Source organism: Steroidobacter flavus, from assembly GCF_042651805.1.
GTDB lineage: Bacteria > Pseudomonadota > Gammaproteobacteria > Steroidobacterales > Steroidobacteraceae > Steroidobacter > Steroidobacter flavus.
Genome location: NZ_JBHSDU010000003.1, coordinates 3,415,820 through 3,436,953, shown reverse-complemented (window position 1 = coordinate 3,436,953; position 21,134 = coordinate 3,415,820). Strand labels below are relative to the sequence as shown.

Annotated in this window: 11 protein-coding genes; 1 reads left to right on the top strand and 10 read right to left on the bottom strand. The window is 61.6% G+C overall.

Annotated elements, in window-relative coordinates; genetic code table 11:
• Nucleotides 1-2 precede the first annotated feature (2 nt).
• From ACFPN2_RS20565 to ACFPN2_RS20550, 4 genes are all read right to left on the bottom strand, one after another.
• Nucleotides 3-1,196, bottom strand: a complete 1,194-nt coding sequence (locus ACFPN2_RS20565; protein ID WP_380599904.1) for an alpha/beta hydrolase — start codon at nt 1,194-1,196, stop codon at nt 3-5.
• 26 nt (nt 1,197-1,222) lie between these two features.
• Complete coding sequence (locus ACFPN2_RS20560) at nt 1,223-2,320, bottom strand: DODA-type extradiol aromatic ring-opening family dioxygenase (protein ID WP_380599902.1); 1,098 nt, start codon at nt 2,318-2,320, stop codon at nt 1,223-1,225.
• Between the two features lie 363 nt (nt 2,321-2,683).
• Complete coding sequence (locus ACFPN2_RS20555; RefSeq protein WP_380599900.1) at nt 2,684-6,496, bottom strand: translocation/assembly module TamB domain-containing protein; 3,813 nt, start codon at nt 6,494-6,496, stop codon at nt 2,684-2,686.
• Nucleotides 6,497-6,501: 5 nt separating this feature from the next.
• Nucleotides 6,502-8,247: an autotransporter assembly complex protein TamA gene (locus ACFPN2_RS20550; RefSeq protein ID WP_380599899.1), complete on the bottom strand. Its 1,746-nt coding sequence runs from the start codon at nt 8,245-8,247 to the stop codon at nt 6,502-6,504.
• Nucleotides 8,248-8,414: 167 nt separating this feature from the next.
• Here ACFPN2_RS20550 and azu point away from each other — a divergent pair, with 167 nt between their 5' ends.
• A complete protein-coding gene (azu, locus tag ACFPN2_RS20545) occupies nt 8,415-8,879 on the top strand; it encodes an azurin (RefSeq protein ID WP_380599898.1) in 465 nt (154 codons plus the stop codon).
• Here the strand turns inward: azu and ACFPN2_RS20540 are convergent.
• The 6 genes from ACFPN2_RS20540 to ACFPN2_RS20515 form a co-directional block, all read right to left on the bottom strand.
• On the bottom strand, nt 8,813-10,333 hold the full coding sequence (locus ACFPN2_RS20540) for an MFS transporter (RefSeq protein ID WP_380599897.1): 1,521 nt from the start codon (nt 10,331-10,333) through the stop codon (nt 8,813-8,815). The two genes, azu and ACFPN2_RS20540, sit on opposite strands and share 67 nt — an antisense overlap.
• Entirely contained in the window at nt 10,330-12,138 is a 1,809-nt protein-coding gene (locus ACFPN2_RS20535; protein ID WP_380599896.1) for an alpha-amylase family glycosyl hydrolase, read from the bottom strand. The genes ACFPN2_RS20540 and ACFPN2_RS20535 overlap by 4 nt, the downstream gene beginning before the upstream one ends.
• A 17-nt stretch (nt 12,139-12,155) precedes the next feature.
• The gene (locus ACFPN2_RS20530) at nt 12,156-13,739 is read right to left on the bottom strand and encodes a tryptophan halogenase family protein (protein WP_380599895.1); all 1,584 of its coding nucleotides are present in this window, start codon (nt 13,737-13,739) and stop codon (nt 12,156-12,158) included.
• A 23-nt stretch (nt 13,740-13,762) separates the two neighbouring features.
• Nucleotides 13,763-16,462, bottom strand: coding sequence for a TonB-dependent receptor (locus ACFPN2_RS20525; RefSeq protein ID WP_380599894.1), 2,700 nt, complete (start codon nt 16,460-16,462; stop codon nt 13,763-13,765).
• 177 nt (nt 16,463-16,639) lie between these two features.
• Nucleotides 16,640-18,907 carry an alpha-amylase family glycosyl hydrolase gene (locus ACFPN2_RS20520; RefSeq protein WP_380599893.1) on the bottom strand — a complete coding sequence of 756 codons (2,268 nt, stop codon included), beginning with the start codon at nt 18,905-18,907 and terminating at the stop codon, nt 16,640-16,642.
• Between the two features lie 161 nt (nt 18,908-19,068).
• On the bottom strand, nt 19,069-21,108 hold the full coding sequence (locus ACFPN2_RS20515; protein WP_380599891.1) for a glycoside hydrolase family 97 protein: 2,040 nt from the start codon (nt 21,106-21,108) through the stop codon (nt 19,069-19,071).
• Nucleotides 21,109-21,134: the final 26 nt, after the last annotated feature.

Below are 21,134 nucleotides of genomic sequence, written 5' to 3'. Positions count from 1 at the left end.
AATCAACCCTCTGGCGGCGGCTGCGTGCCGTGCTTCTCATCCATCTCCTGCCGCTCTTCATGCAACTTCCGGTGCTGCAGATAAGTCAGGCCCGCATTCAACGAATATTGAAACTGCTGATTCCACGCCATCCGCTGCTGCTCCGGCAGCTTGCGCACCCGCATGCGCAGCTTGTACCGCTGATCCGCCGTGAGCTTCAGATATTCCTGCGCCGTCGGCACCTTGATGCCACCGGGCGGCTTGCCAGTACTCACAACGCGATCGGCCGGCTTTGGCGCCTGGACCGTGGGTGCCAACGCAAACCGCACGCCGCGAGAAATGGCGGACGGAATCACCGTGCCATGATCTTCCCCCGGGAACATTACAAACTTCGCTTCGACCCCGCCGATCTTCGACAAGTAATCGGCAAACTCCCGCGCATTATCGACCTGCTGACGTTCCTTCAGGATTTCCGGATTGGAGCCCTGCCCCTGCATGGCCGGGAAATCCGGATCCGGCGTCTGCTCATATTCGCCGACGGTGATCAGCACTCGCGGCGTCACCTGCTGAGTCTGCACCTTCGGCTCGAGGCGACCGCGCACGTTCGCCTTCTGCATCATGCGGCCCTCGTACCAGATCGACGGGCTGGCCGCGACGAAGTTATCGACCAGGCCGGGCGAATTGATCAGCGCATACAGCGTGAACAGACCACCGAACGAATGACCGAATAACGTCTCCCGCGTCGTATCGATCTTGAACCGAGACGCGACCTCCGGCTTCAGCTCGTTCTCGATGAAACGCAGGAACGACTCCGCCTGACCGGTTCCGTCCTTCGGCGTGGAGCTGACGGAAGGCGTGAGATCGATCTGCCGCTCGACATTGGCTTTGAGATCGTCGGGATACCCGATACCGATCACGACCGTGCCGCGCCCGGTCGGCCGCCGCTCCGACGCCCGCACCGTCTCCACCATCGTCGCGAACATGATGTTCGCATCGAGCACGTAAACAACCGCGTACCCTTCCGCCGGCTGCGGCTTGGTCGGCTGCGCGGTGTAGATCTGATAGCGCCGGCCGTTTTCCTTGCCGACCATCTCGCGAATGTCCACGTTCGGCAGCGCCTCCGCCGCCCTCGCCGCGCCCGCCCATCCAACCAGCGCAACAGCGAGAATCGCCAGTGCGCGCGAGCACTTGGCCAAATCGAAACTGAACTTAGTCATGCGTCACTCGAAGCGGATCGACGTTGTTATTTCGGCGCGAAAATCGCCGTGACTTTGCTGGAATTGAACACGTAGGTTTCCACGAAGTCCGACCAGGTGCACCGCTGCCTCAGCTCGTTCATCGCGCCGGCCAGCGCGTACCAGTTCAACAATTCATGCTCGCCGGAGCGCTCGAGCGTCTCCAGCTTCGTGTTCGTCCAGACATCCCAATCGCTCCGGGTCAGCGCCTCGTACATGCGCTTGTCGAGCGCCACGTCCGGCTGCATGCGATAGGTTTGATCGTTCAAAAACGCATGCGACCAGCTGGACGATGCGACCAGCGCCACTCTGTACGGGCTGTCCCGGAAGATGCGCGCCACTTCGGCGCCCAACTTGAAGATGCGCTTCGGCGACGGCGACGGCGGATCGAGCTCGCGGCCCCGATCGGCGAGCCGGCTGATGAAACCGCGATAACTGATGACCGAGCGGCCATAGCAGTTCACTTGAAACGGCACGACGGGATAGGGGAAGCCGCGGCGGTCGTAGTCGAGATACAAAATCGAATTCAGGAATGCGTGGGGCAGACCTTCGTGATGCAACGGCTTGTAGGCGTACGCAACGTCGAACTCCCGCTCCAACAGCTGTTCGGTAAGGAATTTCGCGGCTTTTCGATGGCCCCGCACCACAATGGAGTGATCGCGCTTTTCCTTCCAAACATTGGGCTTGCCGCCGCCCCACTCGTCTTCGTGCGACTCGGAGAACATCGCCGACTCGGACGCGTGCGCCCAGGGCTGGATGTTCATATCGTCGTAGGCCATCACACAGAATGGCGGGACGATGTCTTCCTTGAAATTTTCATACTGATCGTCGCCCCAGATCACGACCAGATCCGGCTTGAATTCATCGATAGCTTGGCGCGCTTTGGTGAGCCCCACGCGCATCGCCGCCCGGTGCCTGGCGGCGCCGGCTCTGCCTTGGTCGGTGCCCCATTCCTCGCGCATGAAGGGCGGCCAGTTCGCGGGGTCCTTATGTGAGGCAGGCACATCGGGATCCTTCAGCCGGCCGCGAAGGATATTGGCCATATCCTCATCGCGCCCACTGAGCGGCGGATAGTGCGAGATACCAATGCCAAGAATTTCCGCCATCGCATCAACCTGTCTAATCAACCGATTGCCGTCTGGCCATCCCGCCGCCGAATTTGATTTCGAAATTTACCCCAAACTTTGGCAAGTATGACGATCAGAGCGAACAATATTTGGAAATTTCGACCAACGCAAGCCCGCCCCTCTTACGCCACCGACGTCCAGGCCTCGCCAGGGTCGGGTATCTCCTCCCGGCAGATTCGAGGTACAGGGACGTGTCCACGTATCAGCGCACATCATGGACGTGCGCCCAGGAGCGCGAGGCGCGACGGGCGAGCGCGGTGCCGGGAGGAGATACCCGACCCTGGCGAGGCCGGCCACCGCCGCCCCAACCGCAGCCTCTTATAGCAACCCTGACTGCAACCCTTACCGCTGCTTCCGAAACTCAATACCCGCCCGCGTATCCTCCGGCCCGCGCTGAGCCGACACTGACAGGCTGCGAGAAAGTTTGTACCGCAGAGTGATGACCTCGCCAGGCTCAAACAAACCGACGCCGTAACTGAGATACACGCGAGGCGAGAGATATTGACCAACGGTAAGCGCCGCCCCGCCGAGCATCGCCTCATCGGTCACCGAGACCTCATCCGCCCCCAACCGGCGACCTAAGTTCTTCGCGAGCAATCCACCGGCCGCTGCCCCAAGCGAACGGGTTGCCGCCTGCACGGCATCGCCTTCACCCGATCCTGAGCCGATGTCCTCGAGCGGCTTCCCCGCGACAATGTATGAAAGCGCATTCGCCTGCGCCATCGGCGGATCGGAAAATACCGTGAGCTCCGGACTCTGCGCGCTGCCTCGAATTCTCAAGCCCGCAGTCACTTCATCAACCGTTCTCGTCGCCTCGATCCGCAGACTGGGATTGTCGAGTGGCGTCGACGCATACAGCAGCTGGCCTTGCTGAATCGTCAAATCCTGCCCGTACGCTTTATAAGTCCCCGTGACATTCACATCACCCGACGCCACCGTCTCCGTCCCCGGCCGCTCTCTCACATCGAGCTGCCCGTTGACCTTCGCCACCAGGCCGAAGCCGGTGAGATTCACTGCCTCTTCCTGAAGCGCACGCCCTCTGTCCTGCCCACCGACAATCACAGTGATATTCGCGTACAACGGAATCGCCTGTTCCGCCGCCTCATCCTGCGTTTCCGCATCGACCACGACCACATCCGGCGACGCTGCCTGTGCCCGATCGCCGCCCTTCGGCAGCTTCTGCAAATTCACATCCGCCGAAGGAATCGTGACCTTGCCGGACAGCGTCGTTCGCTCCTCATTCCTCACGACGTCGATGTCAGGCGTGATCAGCACCTTCGCGCCCGGAATATCCGCGGCGAGGAACCGATTGCCATCGACCTTCATATTGATCGCGCCACTCGTCGACGCCGTGCCCGCGAACTTCAGTGTGCCGCCGCCGGATTCGATGCCGCCCGACACCTGAAACTCCGTCGTCGATTTCGGTCGCACATCGAGCCGGCCGTTCTTCAAGTGCAACCCTATCGCGGGAATATCAGCCATGAGATCCGCTGCCGTCACCTCACCGGTAATCGCCGGCTCCTGCAACGTCCCAGTCACACTACCTCGCGCATCCATGCGCCCATGAACATTCGCGAGCTGCGGCGCGAACACAGCGAACGGTGCGAGGTCCGGCAGACTCGCATTCATGCGCGCATTGATCTGCGTGTTCGCCTGATTGAGCCCGGTCACTTCGCCTTCACCTTGCAGCGAGCCTTTCTCCTGCAATCCGGTGCTGATCGAAGCACGCGCATCCGATCCCGACAGATTCGCGTCGACTTTGAAATCCCGATAGGTCAGCAAGGTTTCTTCTTCCGCCGGCTCCGTCTCCCCCTCGAACACCAGAACCCGCGACACGCTGCCCGACGGCGAGCTGATCGACGCCGTCCCGAATAAATTGCCGTCGGCATCGCGACGAATATCGCCCTGCCCCTGGATCAGCCCTTTGAACCGCAGCGGCAAGTCGTCGCTCGTCATCGAGTTCGCCAGCGCCAGCGGCACATTAGCGAGCGAATAGCTGCCTCGCATGGAGCCATCGGGCTGCATGCCTCCTTGCAGGCACAGCTCGATATCCCGATCGACGAAACATGCACGCGAAACATCGACCGCCATCTTCTGGTCCCGCATCTTCACATCGATGTTCGCCGGCTCACGCAAGCTCAGGCGCGCGGCGTCTTCCACGTCGAGCACCAGCCGCTGCACAGCCCCGGACCAACCCTCCTCCTTCTTACCGCCTTCCACCGCGATCGAGAATGCGAGCGGCTGACCCGTCGTGTTCACTTCCGCGCGATGCGAGGCCGAGTTGCCGGACGCATTCGCCTGCAATGTTTCGAACTCGAATCCCGCCGCCGACAATCCCGTCATCCTCAGCCGCGCTGAACCTTCCGGATCGAGCGGTTTGTTCACATCGGCGTCGAGCGTGATGTCCCGCAGCTGCATCTCGTTCAAGTGCAGCTCATGACCACGCGCGTTGCCGTTGATCGCCACCTCGGGCCATTTGCCGAGCACACGAAAGTTCGCCGCCAGCTGACCGCCGGAGTTCGGCACCCAGTCATTCAACGAAGCCACATCGAGCGAAATCGTAGCGTCGATCTGCTCGCCCTTCGCCGCCTGCACTCGCAACTTGCTCTGGCCGGAATTCAGCGCGAGCTTGACCGCAGGCATATACGGTGCGGTGAGCGTCATATCCGCATCGCCGGAGATCGGCCGCCCTCGCAGCTGGCCGCGCAATTCAGTGAGCTTCAATGTCGCGTCGGGCCCTTGCTCCGTCATCTTGCCTTGCGTGACGAGTTGGAACCGCAGGCTGCCCGGCCATTCGACCGCGAACGCGCCGGGATCGAAGTTCTGTCCGCGCGCATCGACGGCCCATGCCAGCTGCGGTTGCAAATTCACTTTGCCGGTCGCGGCCAGCCGGCCTTTCGGTTGAACGATGTCGAACTGTTGCAACTCGATCAGCTCGGGCGTGCCTCGGACCTGCAAGGCGATGTCAGCCTGCTGTTCCTTCGGCCCCAGCGTGAGCTGTCCCTTCGCGTTGTACAGCTGCGGATTGCCATCGAAATTCAGCTCGCCCCGCGTGAACAACTCCTGCCCGACCCAAGCGGACGGCACGACGACATCCTTCCAGCGTGCGCTCGCTTTGCTGGTCCACGATTCTTCTGAGAATTGAATATCCGCATTGGCGCGCAACTCGCCCGCGGTCGCGCCGATCTTCAGCAGCGTCTCCAGCGACAGCTGTTCCTCGCTGCGAGTGAAACGAACCGACTCCAGCTCCAGCGGCTCGTCATTGATCGTGACGCGCCCGGTAACAACGCCCCGATCCAACGTGCCCTCGCCATGCAAGGACGCCGCGAGACTTTGGAAGCTCGACCCCGGCATCAGCTGTTCGCGAGGATCGAAGCGCGGCACCTCCAATTCCACCTGCCAGCCATGATCGGCCGCTTGTGCCACCTTCGCGTGCAAGACGGCTTCGAGCGGCGAGGACAATTTGCTGCTGACGACAGCGTCCGATTCATTCGCCGACACCAACAACGTGCCAGCAAACTTCTGCTCGCCCGCAGTCCACTCGAAGCGCCCTCGGCCCTCGCCAACGTAGGCAGTGTTCTGCACGACGCGGCCGTTGAACGTCACGAATCCCTGCGGCGATTGCACGTTCAATGTTTGCACGGCCAGCGCCTCACTGGTCCAGCGTCCAGCGAAGACGGCGCGCGTGACTTCAACGAGCGTGGCTTCGGGATTGCGAACCTTCGCATTGCGCGCGATGAACGAATCGACCGCGACATTGATCGGCGGTTTCAACGTGAACGGCTCGGAGGGCTCCTTCGGCGGCGGCTCCGTCGGCTCTTGCGTCAAGACATCGATGCCGGTCACATCCAAGCGAGCGACATGCACCAGCCGGTGTCTGAGATCGCTCAACACCAGATCGATCTCGAGCTGCGCGACCGACGCGTCGATGCCGGCGGCGGGATCGCGATAACGAAAATTAGTAATGCGCAGCGGGCCGGCGATCGAGCCGTCGATGGAACCGATGGCGAGCTTGTCTCCCATCAACGCCGTCACACGAGCGGCCGCGAAGCGCGTGCCGGACTGAGTGTTGATCACCCACAGCACCGCGCCGATCGCGAGCAGGATCAACGCCGCGATGACGATGCCGGTCCAGGCCAGCGTTTTCTTCAGCACGCCGCTCACAGATCCGGCCCGATGATCAGGTGGATGCGCCAGCCGCCATCCAGATCGGTGACCACCGGGCGCGCGACATCGACACGCACCATCCCGATGGGCGACTTCCAACGCAGGCCGATGCCCGAGCCGACGTTGACATCGAAGCTGGACTTGAAAGCATCGCCGGCATCCACAAACACCGCCGCGCCCCAGTTGTCGAGAAAGTAATGCTCGTATTCGGCGCTGCCCGCGACCAGATATTCGCCGCCGATGACGCCGCCCGACGCGTTGGTCTCGCCGATCGCTTGATAGTCGAAGCCGCGAATCGAACGGTCGCCGCCCGCGAAGAAGCGCAGCTCCGGCGGCAAAGCGTCGAAATCGTCCACGATCATGGCGCCGAGCGCGGAGCGAAAGATCACGCGGCCCTTGCTGCCGACCTTGCGCAACCATTTTCCTTCGGCGCGAACCTGCGCGAATGAGGTGTCCGATAACAGCTGCTCGAACCCGAAGCGCAGGCCGTACAGCACGGAATAGCCCGCGGTCGGAAAGTAAATATCGTTGGCCCGTTTGCGCGTGAGCAGCCCGTCGGCGTAGAGCAGACTGGTCTGGCCGCGCTCATCGGCGATCTCGAAATCGCCGTTCAGGTACTGCAAGCCGAGCGTGCGAGTGAACCCTTTCCAATGGTCCGCGACCTGCGTGCCCGCGAGCCGGAACATGCGCGACCGGCTCGTGTCGGTCTCCTCGTCGCGATAGCCGAGGCCGATCGTATAGTTACGTGCCTTCGGGCCGGGATGGGGGATCTGATACTTGACGCTGTATTCCTCCAGGCGCGAGTTATATTCGATCTCGCCGCTCAACTTGTGACCGCGATCGTTGAGCCAGCGTCGCTGCACGCCGAGCTTGGCGCCGGGGCCCGAGTCGGTGCTGAAATAGATATTCGCCGTGTACAACGTGCGCTTGGCCGGAACCAGCATCACGTCGATCGGCACCTCGCCATTCACCGCGTGCTCCAGGTCGGGCGCGACGCCCACCGAGGTGAAATAGTCCGCGTCGACCAGCGCCTGCTGTAACTGCAGCAGCTTTTCGGCCGAGTAATAATCGCCGTCCTGCCACAGTTTGAATTTCTGCAGAAACGCATCCGGGAACTGCGCCTTCGAGAAGCGCAGGTCGCCCAGGCGATAGCGCGGCCCCACATCCCACGCCAGATCGATGTCCGCGGTATTGGCACTGCGAACGACTGACACTTTATGGCGCACCAGTTGCGCGGAGAGATAACCGTCGTTGGCGAGCGCCTTGGAGATCTGGTCTTTACTGCGCTCGTAGAGCGCGTGATCCAGCCGGTCGCCGTGCCTGGGCTCGAACCGATCCACCGCGGCCCGGACCGGTTTGAGCTCGGTGGCCTCGGGCGCGACTTCGATGCTCGATTCCTGAACGATGACCGGATCGCCGGTCTTCACATCGAACACCGCGTGAAATTTACCTGGCTCCGGTCGTTCCAGGCGGCCTTCGACGGTCGGGTTGTAGAAGCCGAAAGGCTCCAGCGAGCGCACGATCTGGTCCTTGCCCCGGTCGAACAGCCGGCGCGCCTGGGCGGCCGACACGTCGCGCTCCTCATATTGTTTGAGCTCGAGATTGGCCCGCGCCGATTCGAGCATCTGTTCCTCGAGACCGTTGATGGTGACAGTCACCCGCTCAGCGAGCGTGGTTCCGCTCCAAAACGCGCACAGCACGAACAAGCCAGCCCCGGACAGAATCCGCACATTCGTCATCGGCCGGGCAGCCGGGCGTGGGGTACAAACCTCATTCAATAGGGACGTTCTAGGGCTCGGGTTGTTCCACGAGCAGGTCGCGGGAAGTCGCGGCTTGCGGTGCTTGAAAGCCGGCCGTCCACGCCGGACAATCCGCTCGCGACTTCAACCGCACAGCAGGTAATCCGATGACAATCTCAAGAATTCTCGCATCCACCGTTCTGCTCGGCGCGCTCAGCGTCTTCGCTCCGCTCACATATGCCGCCAAGACCTGCGAGCTGACCATCGAAGGCAACGACGCCATGCAGTACAACAAGACGTCGCTGGCCGTCGCCGCCGATTGCACCGAAGTCAAACTGACCCTGTCGCACCCGGGCAAGCTGCCCGCCAGCGCGATGGGCCACAACTGGGTGCTGACCGAAACGTCCGCGTTCCAGGCGGTGGCCACCGCCGGCATGTCGGCCGGTCTGCCGAACAACTATGTGCCGAAAGACGATGCTCGCGTGATCGCACACACCAAAGTGATCGGTGCCGGCGAGACCACCAGCGTCACCTTCCCGACGTCGAAGCTGAAGAAGGGTGGCGATTACACGTTCTTCTGTTCGTTCCCCGGCCACTGGTCGGTGATGAAGGGCAAGCTGACTTTCGGCTGAACCCGTAACACGGCGATGCCAGCCAGAAACAGGCTGGCACCGCCGATGACCAGGGCATAGACGGGCTCCCCGCCCATGAATGTCCGCAGCAGAAAGCCCAGCACGCTGGCCGCCAGCAGCTGCGGAATCACAATAAAAAAATTGAAGATGCCCATGTACACGCCCATCTTCTCGGCGGGCAGGTTATCGGACAGCAACGCATAGGGCAGCGACAGGATCGAGGCCCACGCGAAGCCGATCCCGATCATCGCGACCAGCAACCACTGCGGATCGCGAATCGCCACGAATGACACGAGCCCCGCCGCGCCGAGCCACACATTGATCAGGTGACTCACGCGCAATCCCCATAGCCGCACCATGAACGGAATTACGATGGCGGCCAGGGCGGAGAAGCCGCTGTACGCCGCGAACAGCACACCAACCCAATTCGCCCCTTCGTTGTACGCGGCGGACTGAACATCCGTCGTGCCGAAATGCATTTGTGTGACGGCGGCCGTCGTGTAGATCCACATCGCGAACAAGGCGAACCAGGAAAAGAATTGCACGACCGCGAGCCGTCGCATGGCCTCGGGCATGTGGTGCACGTCGGTCATGATGGCGGTAAACATGTTGCTCGAGCGCGAAGCACTGAGCACGAGCAAGGCCGCGCCGTAAACGCCGATGCCGCCCGCCAGCAGGTATAGCTGCCGATCCCACTGCAACATATATATGGAGAGCAACCCGACCACACCGGCGCCCAGCCAGACCGCGCCATCGCGACGTGACCTTGCGACATCGAGCGGCCGCTCGCGCACCACACCGGCATCGTCGAAGTTCTTGAGTTGTTCCGGCGGATACTCGCGCGTGCTGAACACCGTCCAGCTCACCGCGCCGAGCATCATGACGCCGCCGAAATAGAACGCATATTTCACGGTGTGGGGAATCTCGCCCGGCACGGCCGTGTTCTCGACGCCCAGCCGGGTTAGCATCCACGGCAGCAAGCTCGCGATCACCGAACTGACCCCGATGAAAAAGCTTTGCATCGCGTAGCCCGTCGGCCGTTGCGGCGGCGGCAGCTGATCGCCCACGTAAGCGCGAAACGGCTCCATGGAAACATTCAGGGATGCATCCAGCAGCCAGAGCAGACCGGCCGCGATCCACAGCGTCGGAGAATTCGGCATGAACAACAGCGCCAGGGTCGCCGCGACGGCACCGAAGAAAAAGTACGGCCGCCTGCGACCCAGACGGGTCCAGGTGCGATCGGAGTAATAGCCGATGATGGGCTGAACGATGAGCCCGGTCAGCGGCGCCGCCACCCACAACATCGGAATCTGATCCAGGTCCGCGCCCAGCGTCTGGAAAATCCGGCTCACGTTGGCGTTCTGGAGCGCGAAGCCGAATTGAATCCCCAGGAATCCGAAACACATGTTCCAGATCTGCCAGAACGACAATGCGGGCTTCTGCTGGCGGCTCATGTCTCATCCTGCGCCGCGCACACCACATAGCTCAAGGGCTCCAGCGTGACTTTGTAGCTGCCCGGCGCCGATGGCCTCCGCGTGCAGGTTCCCTTCAACGATCGGAACGCGCGAGCTCCCGCATCGACTTCCACGTTGGCCTGTAGCGGCTCGGTCGACGTATTGAACGCGATCAAGATCTCCTGCTGCGTTTGAGGATCGATGCGGGAGACCGCGAACAGCCCGGGCTTCTCGGCGTAGTTGCGAATGATCTGTTTGCCTCGGCGTAACGCGGCGTTCTCTTTTCTCAGCGCTGACAGGTCGGCAATCGCTGCATATAAAGGATGATTGCGGTCGAAATTGCTGACCGCGGTCGTGGCCATGGTTCCGAGCAGAACATTGTCGTTGTAGCTCGCGACTCGGCTGGGGAACATATCCTCGCGCGCGTCTTGATCGATGCCGTCGCCCGCAAACCCCTGCTCATCCCCCGAATAGATCACCGGCACGCCCCGCAACGTGAACATCATCGCGTGCGCCAGGATCATTCGTTGCAGGACTTCGGCATCGCTCACGCCAGGCAGATTCTTGCGCGCATAAAAGCCGAAACGTCCCCAATCGTGATTGCTGACGAACGTCGGCAATTGCAGCGCCGTCGCCTCGCCGCCTTCGTAGAGCGCGTCGCCGTTGAACATCGCCGCCAGCTTGTCGGGCCCTGAGTTCAGAGTCAGCGCGTCGATCACGGCTGCGCGAAAGGAAAAGTCCAGCACGGTGGGCAGTTTGTCGACGCGCGTCGCCCGCGTCAGCGCCGGAATATCGACGGCATCGGCCGCCACCTCGCCGAAGATATGAAAGTTCGGAATGCCCCGCGCCGTCGCCGTCTTCAGCATCGCTGGCGCGAACGCCTGCCAGAACTCGGAGTTCACATGCCGCGCGGTGTCGATGCGGAAGCCATCGACGCCGAATTCTTCGATCCACCGGCCGTAGATGTCGATGAATCCCTGCACCACGCGCGGATTCTCGGTCATGAGATCGTCGAGGCCGACGAAGTCCCCCATCGTGCTGCTTTCGCCACGGAACAGACTGTTGCCGCGGTTGTGATACCAGATCGGATCGTTGAGCCAGGCGGGCACTTTCACGTTGGCTTCGGCGGCGGGCACGAAGACGTCGTAAGCGTAGTCGGCACGCTTCAGCTTCGCGAAGTTCGTGTCGGTCTGAACGGCATCGCCCAGGAAGCCCTCATTGATCGAGGCGCCGTTCGTGCCACCGGCTTTGCTGTACGGATAGTCGGCGCGTGAGCGATAGGCGCATTCGCTGCCCGGGCACTGCCGATAGGAAATCACATCGGCGGTGTGGTTGGTGATGATATCGAGATAGACCTTGATGCCGCGCGCATGCGCGTGCTCGACGAAGTCCTTCATGTCTTGTTGCGAGCCAAAGTGATCGTCGACACGCGTGAAGTCGGTGATCCAGTAGCCGTGATAACCCGCCGATTCCTGGCCGGGCCCGCCCTGCACCGGCTTGTTCTTGTAAATGGGGCCGAGCCAGATGGCGGTGGCGCCGAGCCCCTGAATGTAATCGAGGCGCTGAATCAGTCCGCGCAGATCGCCACCGTGATAGAAGCCTTTGTGCGTGGGATCGAAGCCGGTCTTGAGACGATCGCCCTTCAGCCCGCCGCGATCGTTCTTCGGGTCGCCGTTCTCGAAGCGGTCCGGCAACAGGAAATAAATGACTTCGTCCTGCGGCAGACGCGCACGGAAATCGTCGGCGCTCGCCCAAGCCGTGCAGGCCAGGCCGAGCAAGGCGGCCAGATACTTCGTCGCTTTCACTCTTCCCCCCAGCTCTCTTATGCGCAATGGCCCGCGACGAAATCGGCATGCAGGGGCATGGCGCCCGTCTCGTGCTGAATCACTGAGCGAATCATATTCATGAACTCGGCCAGCTCACCGGCGGACAGCTGCTCAGCCAACGGATGATATCCCGCCGGGCGCACGCCTTGTCCGAGCAGCACTTGTAGCCAGCCCACTTCAGTAAACAACTCGTCGTTGTGTCGAACGATGCGACCGCCGGCCGCGAACAGATCGATCTTTCGTTGCAGCTCTTCCGGGATCGGCATCGTGCGGCAGTCGTCCCAGAACGGCGTGTCGTTACGTTCCACAGCTTTGTAGTGAAGGATCAGAAAGTCACGGATGCGCTCGTACTCGAACGCCGACTGCCGGTTGAATTCATCGATGTCCGCCTGGCGCGGCTCGCCGTGGGGCAGGAAGGTCAGCAAGCGCGCGATCGCTGTCTGCACCAGATGAATGCTGGTGGATTCCAGCGGCTCCATGAAGCCGCCCGCCAGTCCGATCGCCACGCAGTTGCGGTTCCAGAATTTCTTGCGCTTGCCGGCCACGAAATGCAGTGGCCGCGGGTCAGCGAGCGCTTCGCCGTCGAGATTGGCGAGCAGCGTCGCCGCCGCTTCGTCATCGCTGAGATGACGGCTGCTATAAACATAGCCGTTGCCGGTTCGATGCTGCAACGGAATGCGCCATTGCCAGCCGGCGGGACGCGCCGTCGAGCGCGTGTATGGAGTGAACTCACCTGCCCGGGCGCAAGGCACCGCCATCGCGCGATCGCATGGCAGCCAATGTGACCAATCGTCGTAGCCGGTCTTCAATGTCTGCTCGATCAGCAGACCGCGAAAGCCGGAGCAGTCGATAAACAGATCGCCGACGATGCGCTGTCCGTTCGCGAGTACGACCGCGTCAATGTAGCCGTCATCACCGCCTCGCTCGACACGATCGACCTTGCCTTCAATGCGATCGACGCCGCGCTGCTCGACGCGCTCGATCTTGCCCTCGCTACGAGCGATACCGCGTTGCTCGACACGGTCGATCTTGCCTTCGATGCGAATGACGCCGCGTTGCTCCGCATAGTTGCGAAGGTACTTCGCATATAACGACGCGTCGAAGTGAAACGCATACGTCATCGGCGGCAAGGCGGCATTTGCTGGCTTCACCTGCCGCGAGAATTTGTTCTGCAAGGCCGCCGACGCATTCAACGAGAACGCATCGAGCCCCAACTCGCCCCCGCCGGCGCGATAGCGCAGCCAATATTGATGGAACGGCAGCAGCCCGAGCGGCCGACCGATCTGTCCGAAGGCGTGGATGTATCGATGCCCGGGCCGCAGCCAGTCGACGAACTGGATGCCGAGCTTGAAGGTGCCGTGCGTCTGGCGAAGAAAATCGTTCTCGTCCAGGCCCAGTGCCTGGTTGAACAACTGGATCTGCGGAATGGTCGCCTCGCCCACGCCCACCGCGCCGATCGCGTCCGACTCAATCAGTCGGACGCGATAGCGCGGGTCGAGAAAGCGGGCGAGCGACGCGGCGGTCATCCAGCCGGCGGTGCCGCCGCCGACGATGACGATCTGGCGAGCCTCTGCACTCATGCGAGCATGGTGTCAGAAGCGACTCAATACTTGTAGCTCGCGCCGAACAGATAACGGCGACCGAAGATCTGGTGATCGAGCACCTGACGCGAATCGTTCAACTCGTGAGTGATGAACGGCTCGTCGCTGAGATTGGTCCCTTGCAATAGCAGCGTCAGGCCGCGCATCGTGCCGTCCTGGAACTCGTAGCTCATCTGCGCATCGATCAGCGTCTCGCCCTTCGCCATCCGCAGCAGCCGCTCGGCGCCGACACCTTGCACTTCAGCGATGAACGACGAGCGATGGCGCGCACTGAGACGCGTCGAGAAGCCCGCACGCTCGAAGTACACCGTCGCGTTGATCACGTCCTCCGACAGACCCGGAATGGGCCGCTTCGAATTGGTGGGATCGGGCTGAATATTGCTCTTGGTGAACGAGTAGCTGGCCTGAATACCGAAGCCGTCCAACGCCTCCAGCGCCATATTGAATGGAATGGTCGCGGCCAGTTCGTAACCGTAGATCTCACCGCCATCGCCGTTTTGCGGAGTGGTCACATAGCCCTGACGCAACACCGGCTCCGGTCCGCCGGTGACCGGGAACGTGCTGAAGTCATAGACGGCCGCTTTCGTATAGATGTACGACTTCAAATCCTTGTAGTACAGCGAGCCGGAGATGTAACCCTCGCGGCCGAAATACTTCTCGACGGACAGATCGACGGCGTCCGCGATCCATGGCTTCAGCTTCGGATTGCCGCCTTCGCCGCCCCACGGCGAGAACTCGATATTGTTGTTGCCGGCACGCGCGCTGTCGTAAGTGAAGCTGATCGACGCACGCATCTCATCCATGCGAGGCCGCGCCAGCTGACGGGCCGCACCGAGACGCAGAATCATGTCGTCCGTCATGCGCAACGACAGATTCAAGCTCGGCAAGGTCTCGGTGTAGCTTTGCGAAGTATCGAGCGGGAACGGCTGCGCCGGATCGCCCGAGGCGCCGAAGCCGGAGGAATCCTGTTCGGTACGCACGAACTGCACACCGAGATTGCCGGTCAGCGCTGAGTTGCCGAGCATCGAATCGAGACGAAGCATGGCGAACCCGGTCATCACATCTTCGCCGACCGACCATTCGCGGCTGTAAACCGCGGCGTCGGCGGCAGGCACGAGGTTGTACATGCCGCTGTAAGCCATGGCGATCGGGTCGTAGCTCACCATGCCCGGGATGCCGATGTAGCCGAGACGCGTCGGTCGCAACAACGAGCCTGAAGGAATAGACACACTCAGATCGTGCTGAGCATCGCTGGCATTGGCGACCAGTCCGAGGAAATAACGGTCGGGGTCATAGTCCTTGTCGCGCGTGGTGTAGTTGACGCCCACATCCACCGCCTTGAGCAAACCCGTGTCCAGCTCGCGGCTCACGCTGAAGCGCAGCGCCGTGAGCTCGTCTTTGATGTTGGGACTGTTGATGAAGCCGTCCTGGCCGCCGGTAATGGAATTGCCTCCCCAACCCTGCGGGCTGGTCAGGAAAATCTGGCCCGCGTTGCTGTAGTCGAGGCTCGAGTTGAAACGCACCACGCCTTCGCTATTGATGTTGTAGCTCAGCGTGTCGGTGGCACCGCTCGGCGGGCGCCCGGTACCGGAATACGTTTCCAGAATGATGTCGCGGCGATCGACCGTGGAATAATTCACATCGCCGTTGAACGTCCAGGGGCCCGCGTCGAGCTTGCCGTTCCAGCCCACCGACCACAGATCGGCGTCGCGGCGATTGGCGTCGTTACGGACCACACCCTTGACGTTGGTGAAGGTGCCGCTGGTCGCCACGCCGTCGGTGACGGTGTAGCCCGGCTGCAGCGTCGCTCCGCCCCACAACAGCGGCAGCTCGATACCACGCATCAGCTGATCGTCCTTGAACTTGCTGTAGTACACGTCGAGCACAGTATTGAAGTTCTCGTTGGGCTGGAACTCGATGGTCGCCATCACACCGGTGCGCTTCAGCTCGGTGGACACGACATACGGCTTCACGCCGCCCAACGCGAGCACGCCGCCGTCCACGGTGGGATAACCCCACGCGTTGAACTTCTCGATCTGCGTCGGCGACATCATGTGAGCGATGCCGATGGCAATGCCGATCTTGTCGTTCGCAAACTGATCGATGTACGTGCCGCTGGCGCGATAGCCGGTGTCTTCGGAGCCTGCATTGAGTTTGCCGAGCGACAGCGTTTCGCCACGCACGTTGCCCGCCAGCGTGCGCTTGCCATAAGCGAGCGGCCGAGTCGTGCGCAGATCGACCGTGCCGGACAGACCCTGGCCGATGAGGCTGGCCTGCGGCGTCTTGTACACACTGACAGCGCTGAGCAATTCGGCCGGATATTGATCGTACTCGGCGCTGCGGTTGTCGCCGGTCGTGACCTGTTCGCGACCGTTCAACAGTGTGGTGGAGAAATCCGGGGCGAGACCTCGAATGCTGATGACCTGCGCGCGTCCGTCCAGGCGCTGTGTGGTCAAGCCGGGCGCGCGTGCGATGGACTCGGCGATGCTGTTATCGGGCAGCTTGCCGATATCCTCGGCGGAAATCGTTTCCACGATCTGATCCGACTCGCGCTTTTCCGCGATGGAGTTCTGAATGGCGCCTCGATAGCCGGTGACCACCACCTCGTCGATGCTCTGCTCGCCGCTCCCCACGTTCTGCGCCTGAACTTGCGCGATTCCGCAGCTCGCTGCGAGCAATGCGTAGGCAACCTTTCTGCTCATTTGTCGACTCCCCCATTCCACTGGTCCGCGCTCGGACCTTAATCGTTGTTTTGAGATCGTAGGACCGCGACCGCGCGACCTACAACTCTATGCATACGTATTCATGAAATTGTCTGGCATCGAGATGCGGCGACGACGGGTTGTTCACCGCCGTCGCCGCGAGTAACAGCAACTACATCAGGGCTGCCATGTGTAGACCGTCGTATCCGAGCTGCCGGTCGAGCTCGATGACGAGGTGAAACTGCGGTTGCTGCCGCCCTCCCAGGTCACCGTGCCGCCGTTCTTCTTGATGAACTTGAACTGCAACGTGGTGTTCTTTGGCACGCTCACCGGCAAGAACCACACGGGATAGTTCGGATTCATCATGGCCTCGGGCGCCGCGGCGGGATCCCAATTGCCCAGCTCGGGCACGTTGCCTACCACATGCACGTTCTCGCCGAGCACGGTGCTGGCGTTGACCTTGAAGATCACCTGCACCTGATCGTCCGAGAGCACGTCGTAGCGGAATGTGTTGCTGGTGTTGCCGCTCTTCACGACGGTGATGTTACGGATACCCGGCGTCACGGCCGGCACCGTCGCGGTGATCTTGGTGTCGCTGTTGGAGACGACGGTCGCGTTGGTCGTATCGAACTTCACCGTGATGGTGCCGCCGAGGCCCGTGCCGTAGATGTATACGGTGTTGCCCGAGCGTCCCATCGTCGACACCACATCGCCGATGCGAGGAATGGTCGTGCCCAACGACGGGTTATACGACCACACGCACACTTCGCCGCCCGACAAGCCGAAGCTGGTGATCTTGTTCTGCCCCGACACGTTGGTCACCGTATTCGAGCTACAGAACAACAGGCCGCCCAGCTCGTCCGCATACGTGCCCGTTGGCAGCGTCGTGTTCAACGCCGGCACCGTCGCCGACACGTTGGGCTGACGATTCACGGCGACGATGACCTGCTTGTCATAAAACTGGCGCTTGTAGACCAGCACGTCGTTGGTGCTGTACAGGATCTCGGTGCCGCCATAGGCCAGCGCGTCATTGCTCTGGCGCAAGGCCGACAGCGTGCCGATAACCTGATACGCCGTCGTCGACGTGTTGAATGCCGTCTCGGTCTGCATGAACACGCGACCGGCGATGTCGCTGCCATTCGCGGACGTGAGGTACTGCTCCGTGCCGTAGTAAATGTTCGGCGTACCGCGGGAAGTCATCAGCGTCGCGATGGCCGCGTGATACGGCTTGTCGTTCGGCTGGATGTAACGGAAGCGCGTGACATCGTGGTTGTCGAGGAACGTGACCGCCTGGTTCTCGTAAATGTAGTCGGTGCTCGTCTGGGTCATCATCGAGCCGAACTGCGTCATGGTCTCAGAGAAATTACCGAACGCATTGGTGGCCGCGCGGTAGTACTCGAAGTCCAGGTTGTTGACGCCGGTGCGATCCGGGAAGGTGCGGTATTCGTCGTACTTCGGATCGGGGCGACCGATGAAGAACTCGCCGAAGTGACTCAGCGGGCCGCCGGTGTCGGTGTCGATGGCATCCTTGAAGCCTTTGACGAACGCCGGATTCATGTGCAGCGTCGCGTCGTGACGCATGCCGTCGATGCCCTTGGACTTCCAGAACTTGGCGGCCTGCTCGAGATGCGCCACCACCTGCGCGTTCTCCTGCGAGAAGTCCGCGAGCGAGCCCAGTTCCTTGTGACGGAAACCGAAGCGCGAAGAATCGGAGCCGCGATCGCCGAGACCGTGGAACCAGCCGTTCACGTCGTTGTGCGGATTGGCGAGCAAGTTCTCGTAATTGCCATCCGAGTTCCAATCGACCGGATTGCCATTGGCATCGAACACATAGTTGCCGCCATTCTTGTCCGGCTCATACAGCCGACCGTCTTCGGCGGAATTGCCGTTGGTGGGATTCAGCCAGCGACTGGTGTGGTTGCTGACGAAATCGATGATCAGCTTCATGCCTTGCGCGTGCAGCGCGTTCTTCAAGGCTTCGAAGTCCTGCATCAAGCCGAAATGTTTGTTGGTCGCGAAGTAGTTGCGGACATGGTAACCGTGGAAGCTGGTCCATCGGTCGATGCCACCGCCCGACTGATAGTCCAGGATCTCGGTATCGCGATTCTCGTAAGGCGCGGAGATCCAGACCGCAGTCACACCCATGCCTTGCAGGTACGGGATCTTGTCGATGATGCCTTGCCAGTCGCCGCCCTGATACAACTTCAGGTCGTCGCCATTGCCATGGCCGTCCAGATCGGGATCGTCGAACAGCGTGCTGTCGAAGCCCGCCGGCGTGTTGTTGGCCGTGTTGCCGTCGGCAAAGCGATCGGTGATGACTTGATAGACGACGTCCTTCGGCGTGATGGGCGTGGCCGCTTCGATCGGCGCGGCTGAGAACCAGGCAAGCGAAACCGCCGTGGCGCCCAGCCACGACATCCGTCGATGCACGGGTGAACTGATCATGAAATATTCCCTCATTGCTGCTGCTGAAGAGCGCAGGCCGCGATCGCTCGCATGCGATCGCGTATCCCCCTGCTGATGATCGGCGCGGAGATCCTATGACCGCGCCAGCTTCAGCCACAATCCTTTGCATACGTATTCATGAAATGTTGCCGAGGCAACGATCAGCGTTTGGATGCGACGAACCGGATCGCTTGTCCGCCGCCGGAGGCGAGCCGTAGCATCATCTTCTCGCCGCGCCTCACCGGGCGCTTCTCAATGGCAATAGAGAAAGGCGCGCGTTGCCAGTCCGCGTCGTTGCCGTCGCGATAGATCTGCGCCGTGTAACTTCGACCTTCGTCGAGAAAGTCCAGAGTCACCTCCACCAGACGCGCGTGCTCGTCGGTGACGGCACCGAGATACCAGTCATTACTGTTTCTATCTTTGCGCGCAATGGCAACGTAGTCGCCGACCTCGCCGTCGAGCACTCTCGTGTCGCTCCAATCCGTCGGCACGTCTTCGATGAATTGAAATGCGTCCAGGTGCTTTTCATAGTTCTCGGGCAAGTCGGCGGCCATCTGAATCGGGCTGTAGATCACCACGTAGTTGGCGAGCTGCTTGGCGATGGTCGATTGGATGCGCTGGCCATTCTTGCCCACCAGGCTCAGCACGCCTGGCGTGAAATCCATGGGACCGGCCAGCAGGCGAGTGAAGACGAGATTCGGCTCGTGCTCGGGCGGATTCGGCGGATCGCCCCACGCGTTGTACTCCATGCCACGCGCACCTTCGCGCGCCACCCAATTCGGATACGTGCGGCGCAGGCCGGTGTCTTTGATGGGCTCGTGAGGATCGACGGCTATGTGACGTTTCGCCGCCTCTGTGACCACTTTCAAGTGATGGCGCGACATCACCTGTCCGTCGTGCCATTCGAAGCGCGGCTTGCCATCGGGACCGATCGCCTGGATGCCGCCGGCGTCGGCGACATAGCCGGTCTTCACGCTATCCACGCCGAGGCGTGCATACAAATCCAATGCGGTGCTCAGTTGTCGCTCGTAGTTCGCGATGTTGCCGGAGGTCTCATGATGACCGATCAGATGCACACCCTTCGACCTGGCGTACTTGGTCACCGCCTCGAGATCGAAGTCGGGATAGGACTCGGTGAAACTGAAGTCGGCGCCGTTGGCGAACCAGTCGCCATCCCAGCCTTTGTTCCAACCTTCCACCAGCACGCCACGGAAGCCGTGCTTCGCGGCGAAGTCGATATAGCGCTTTGTGTTCGCCGTGGTCGCGCCGTGATGCGGGCCTGACGCCCAGGTTTCCGTGCCCAGGTGCATGCCCCACCACACGCCGACGTACTTGAACGGATGGACCCAGGAAACATCGCCGAGCTTGTTCGGCTCGTTGAGATTCAGGATCAGATCCGACATCACCAGCCCGCCGGCGCTGTCGGCAATCTGCATCGTCCGCCAAGGCGTGTTGAAGGGCGCGGTCCGCGACACTCTCGCTGCCGATGACGAGGGCGACAACGTGCTCTTCAGTCGCTGCCCCGTGACTCGACGCAGCCACATCGAAGAGTAATCGACCAGCGCCGCTTCATGAAACGCGATGTGCAAGCCGCTGTCGGTGCGCACCGTGATTGGCGTGTGTGCTTGGCCGACTTCGGCGAGTGGCGTCTTGTTGTAGAGATACTCGTAACGATTCCATTCACCGGCGGGAATCCACCATGCCGTCGCGTGTTCGGGGACCGCGAACTCGGTCAACTCGTCGCCGATGTTGACGGTCGTGAGCGCCGGCTGTTGCGGGAATTCATAGCGGAAGCCGAGCCCGTCGTCGTACACACGAAACACCACGTCGAGCTTGCGCGATGGAGCGATCTTTTCTTGCAGCGTCACGCGCAGTTCGTTGTAGTGATTGCGAACGTAGCGGCGCTCGCCCCAAGGCTGTTCCCACGTGTCGTCGTGGCTGTTCGTCGATTGCGCGGAGACCGAGAGGTTCCGCTCGAACTTCGGCGCGTCCGTAAACAAGAAACCGAGCCGGGAGGCGTCGATGACCGGACGACCGCGACGGGTCACGCTGTAGAACGCGTGCCCTTCGTTATCCAGAGACACTTCGACCTTCAGCACACCGCCCGGCGAAGCTTGCGATGCGGCCGCCGCGGCAAGTGCCGCTGGCGACACGACAACCAACAGCGCCATCAGCAGCGCGGTTGCGCATCTAGCGATCATCTAACTTCCCCCGTTTGAACGACACC

Bases quoted from the DNA above. Each gene is read 5' to 3' on its own strand.
- ACFPN2_RS20560 (WP_380599902.1), bottom strand. From the start codon at position 2,320: ATGGCGGAAATTCTTGGCATTGGTATCTCGCACTATCCGCCGCTCAGT.
- ACFPN2_RS20540 (WP_380599897.1), bottom strand. From the start codon at position 10,333: ATGAGCCGCCAGCAGAAGCCCGCATTGTCGTTCTGGCAGATCTGGAAC.
- ACFPN2_RS20515 (WP_380599891.1), bottom strand. From the start codon at position 21,108: ATGATCGCTAGATGCGCAACCGCGCTGCTGATGGCGCTGTTGGTTGTC.
- azu (WP_380599898.1), top strand. From the start codon at position 8,415: ATGACAATCTCAAGAATTCTCGCATCCACCGTTCTGCTCGGCGCGCTC.
- ACFPN2_RS20530 (WP_380599895.1), bottom strand. From the start codon at position 13,739: ATGAGTGCAGAGGCTCGCCAGATCGTCATCGTCGGCGGCGGCACCGCC.
- ACFPN2_RS20565 (WP_380599904.1), bottom strand. From the start codon at position 1,196: ATGACTAAGTTCAGTTTCGATTTGGCCAAGTGCTCGCGCGCACTGGCG.
- ACFPN2_RS20550 (WP_380599899.1), bottom strand. From the start codon at position 8,247: ATGACGAATGTGCGGATTCTGTCCGGGGCTGGCTTGTTCGTGCTGTGC.
- ACFPN2_RS20525 (WP_380599894.1), bottom strand. From the start codon at position 16,462: ATGAGCAGAAAGGTTGCCTACGCATTGCTCGCAGCGAGCTGCGGAATC.
- ACFPN2_RS20520 (WP_380599893.1), bottom strand. From the start codon at position 18,907: ATGATCAGTTCACCCGTGCATCGACGGATGTCGTGGCTGGGCGCCACG.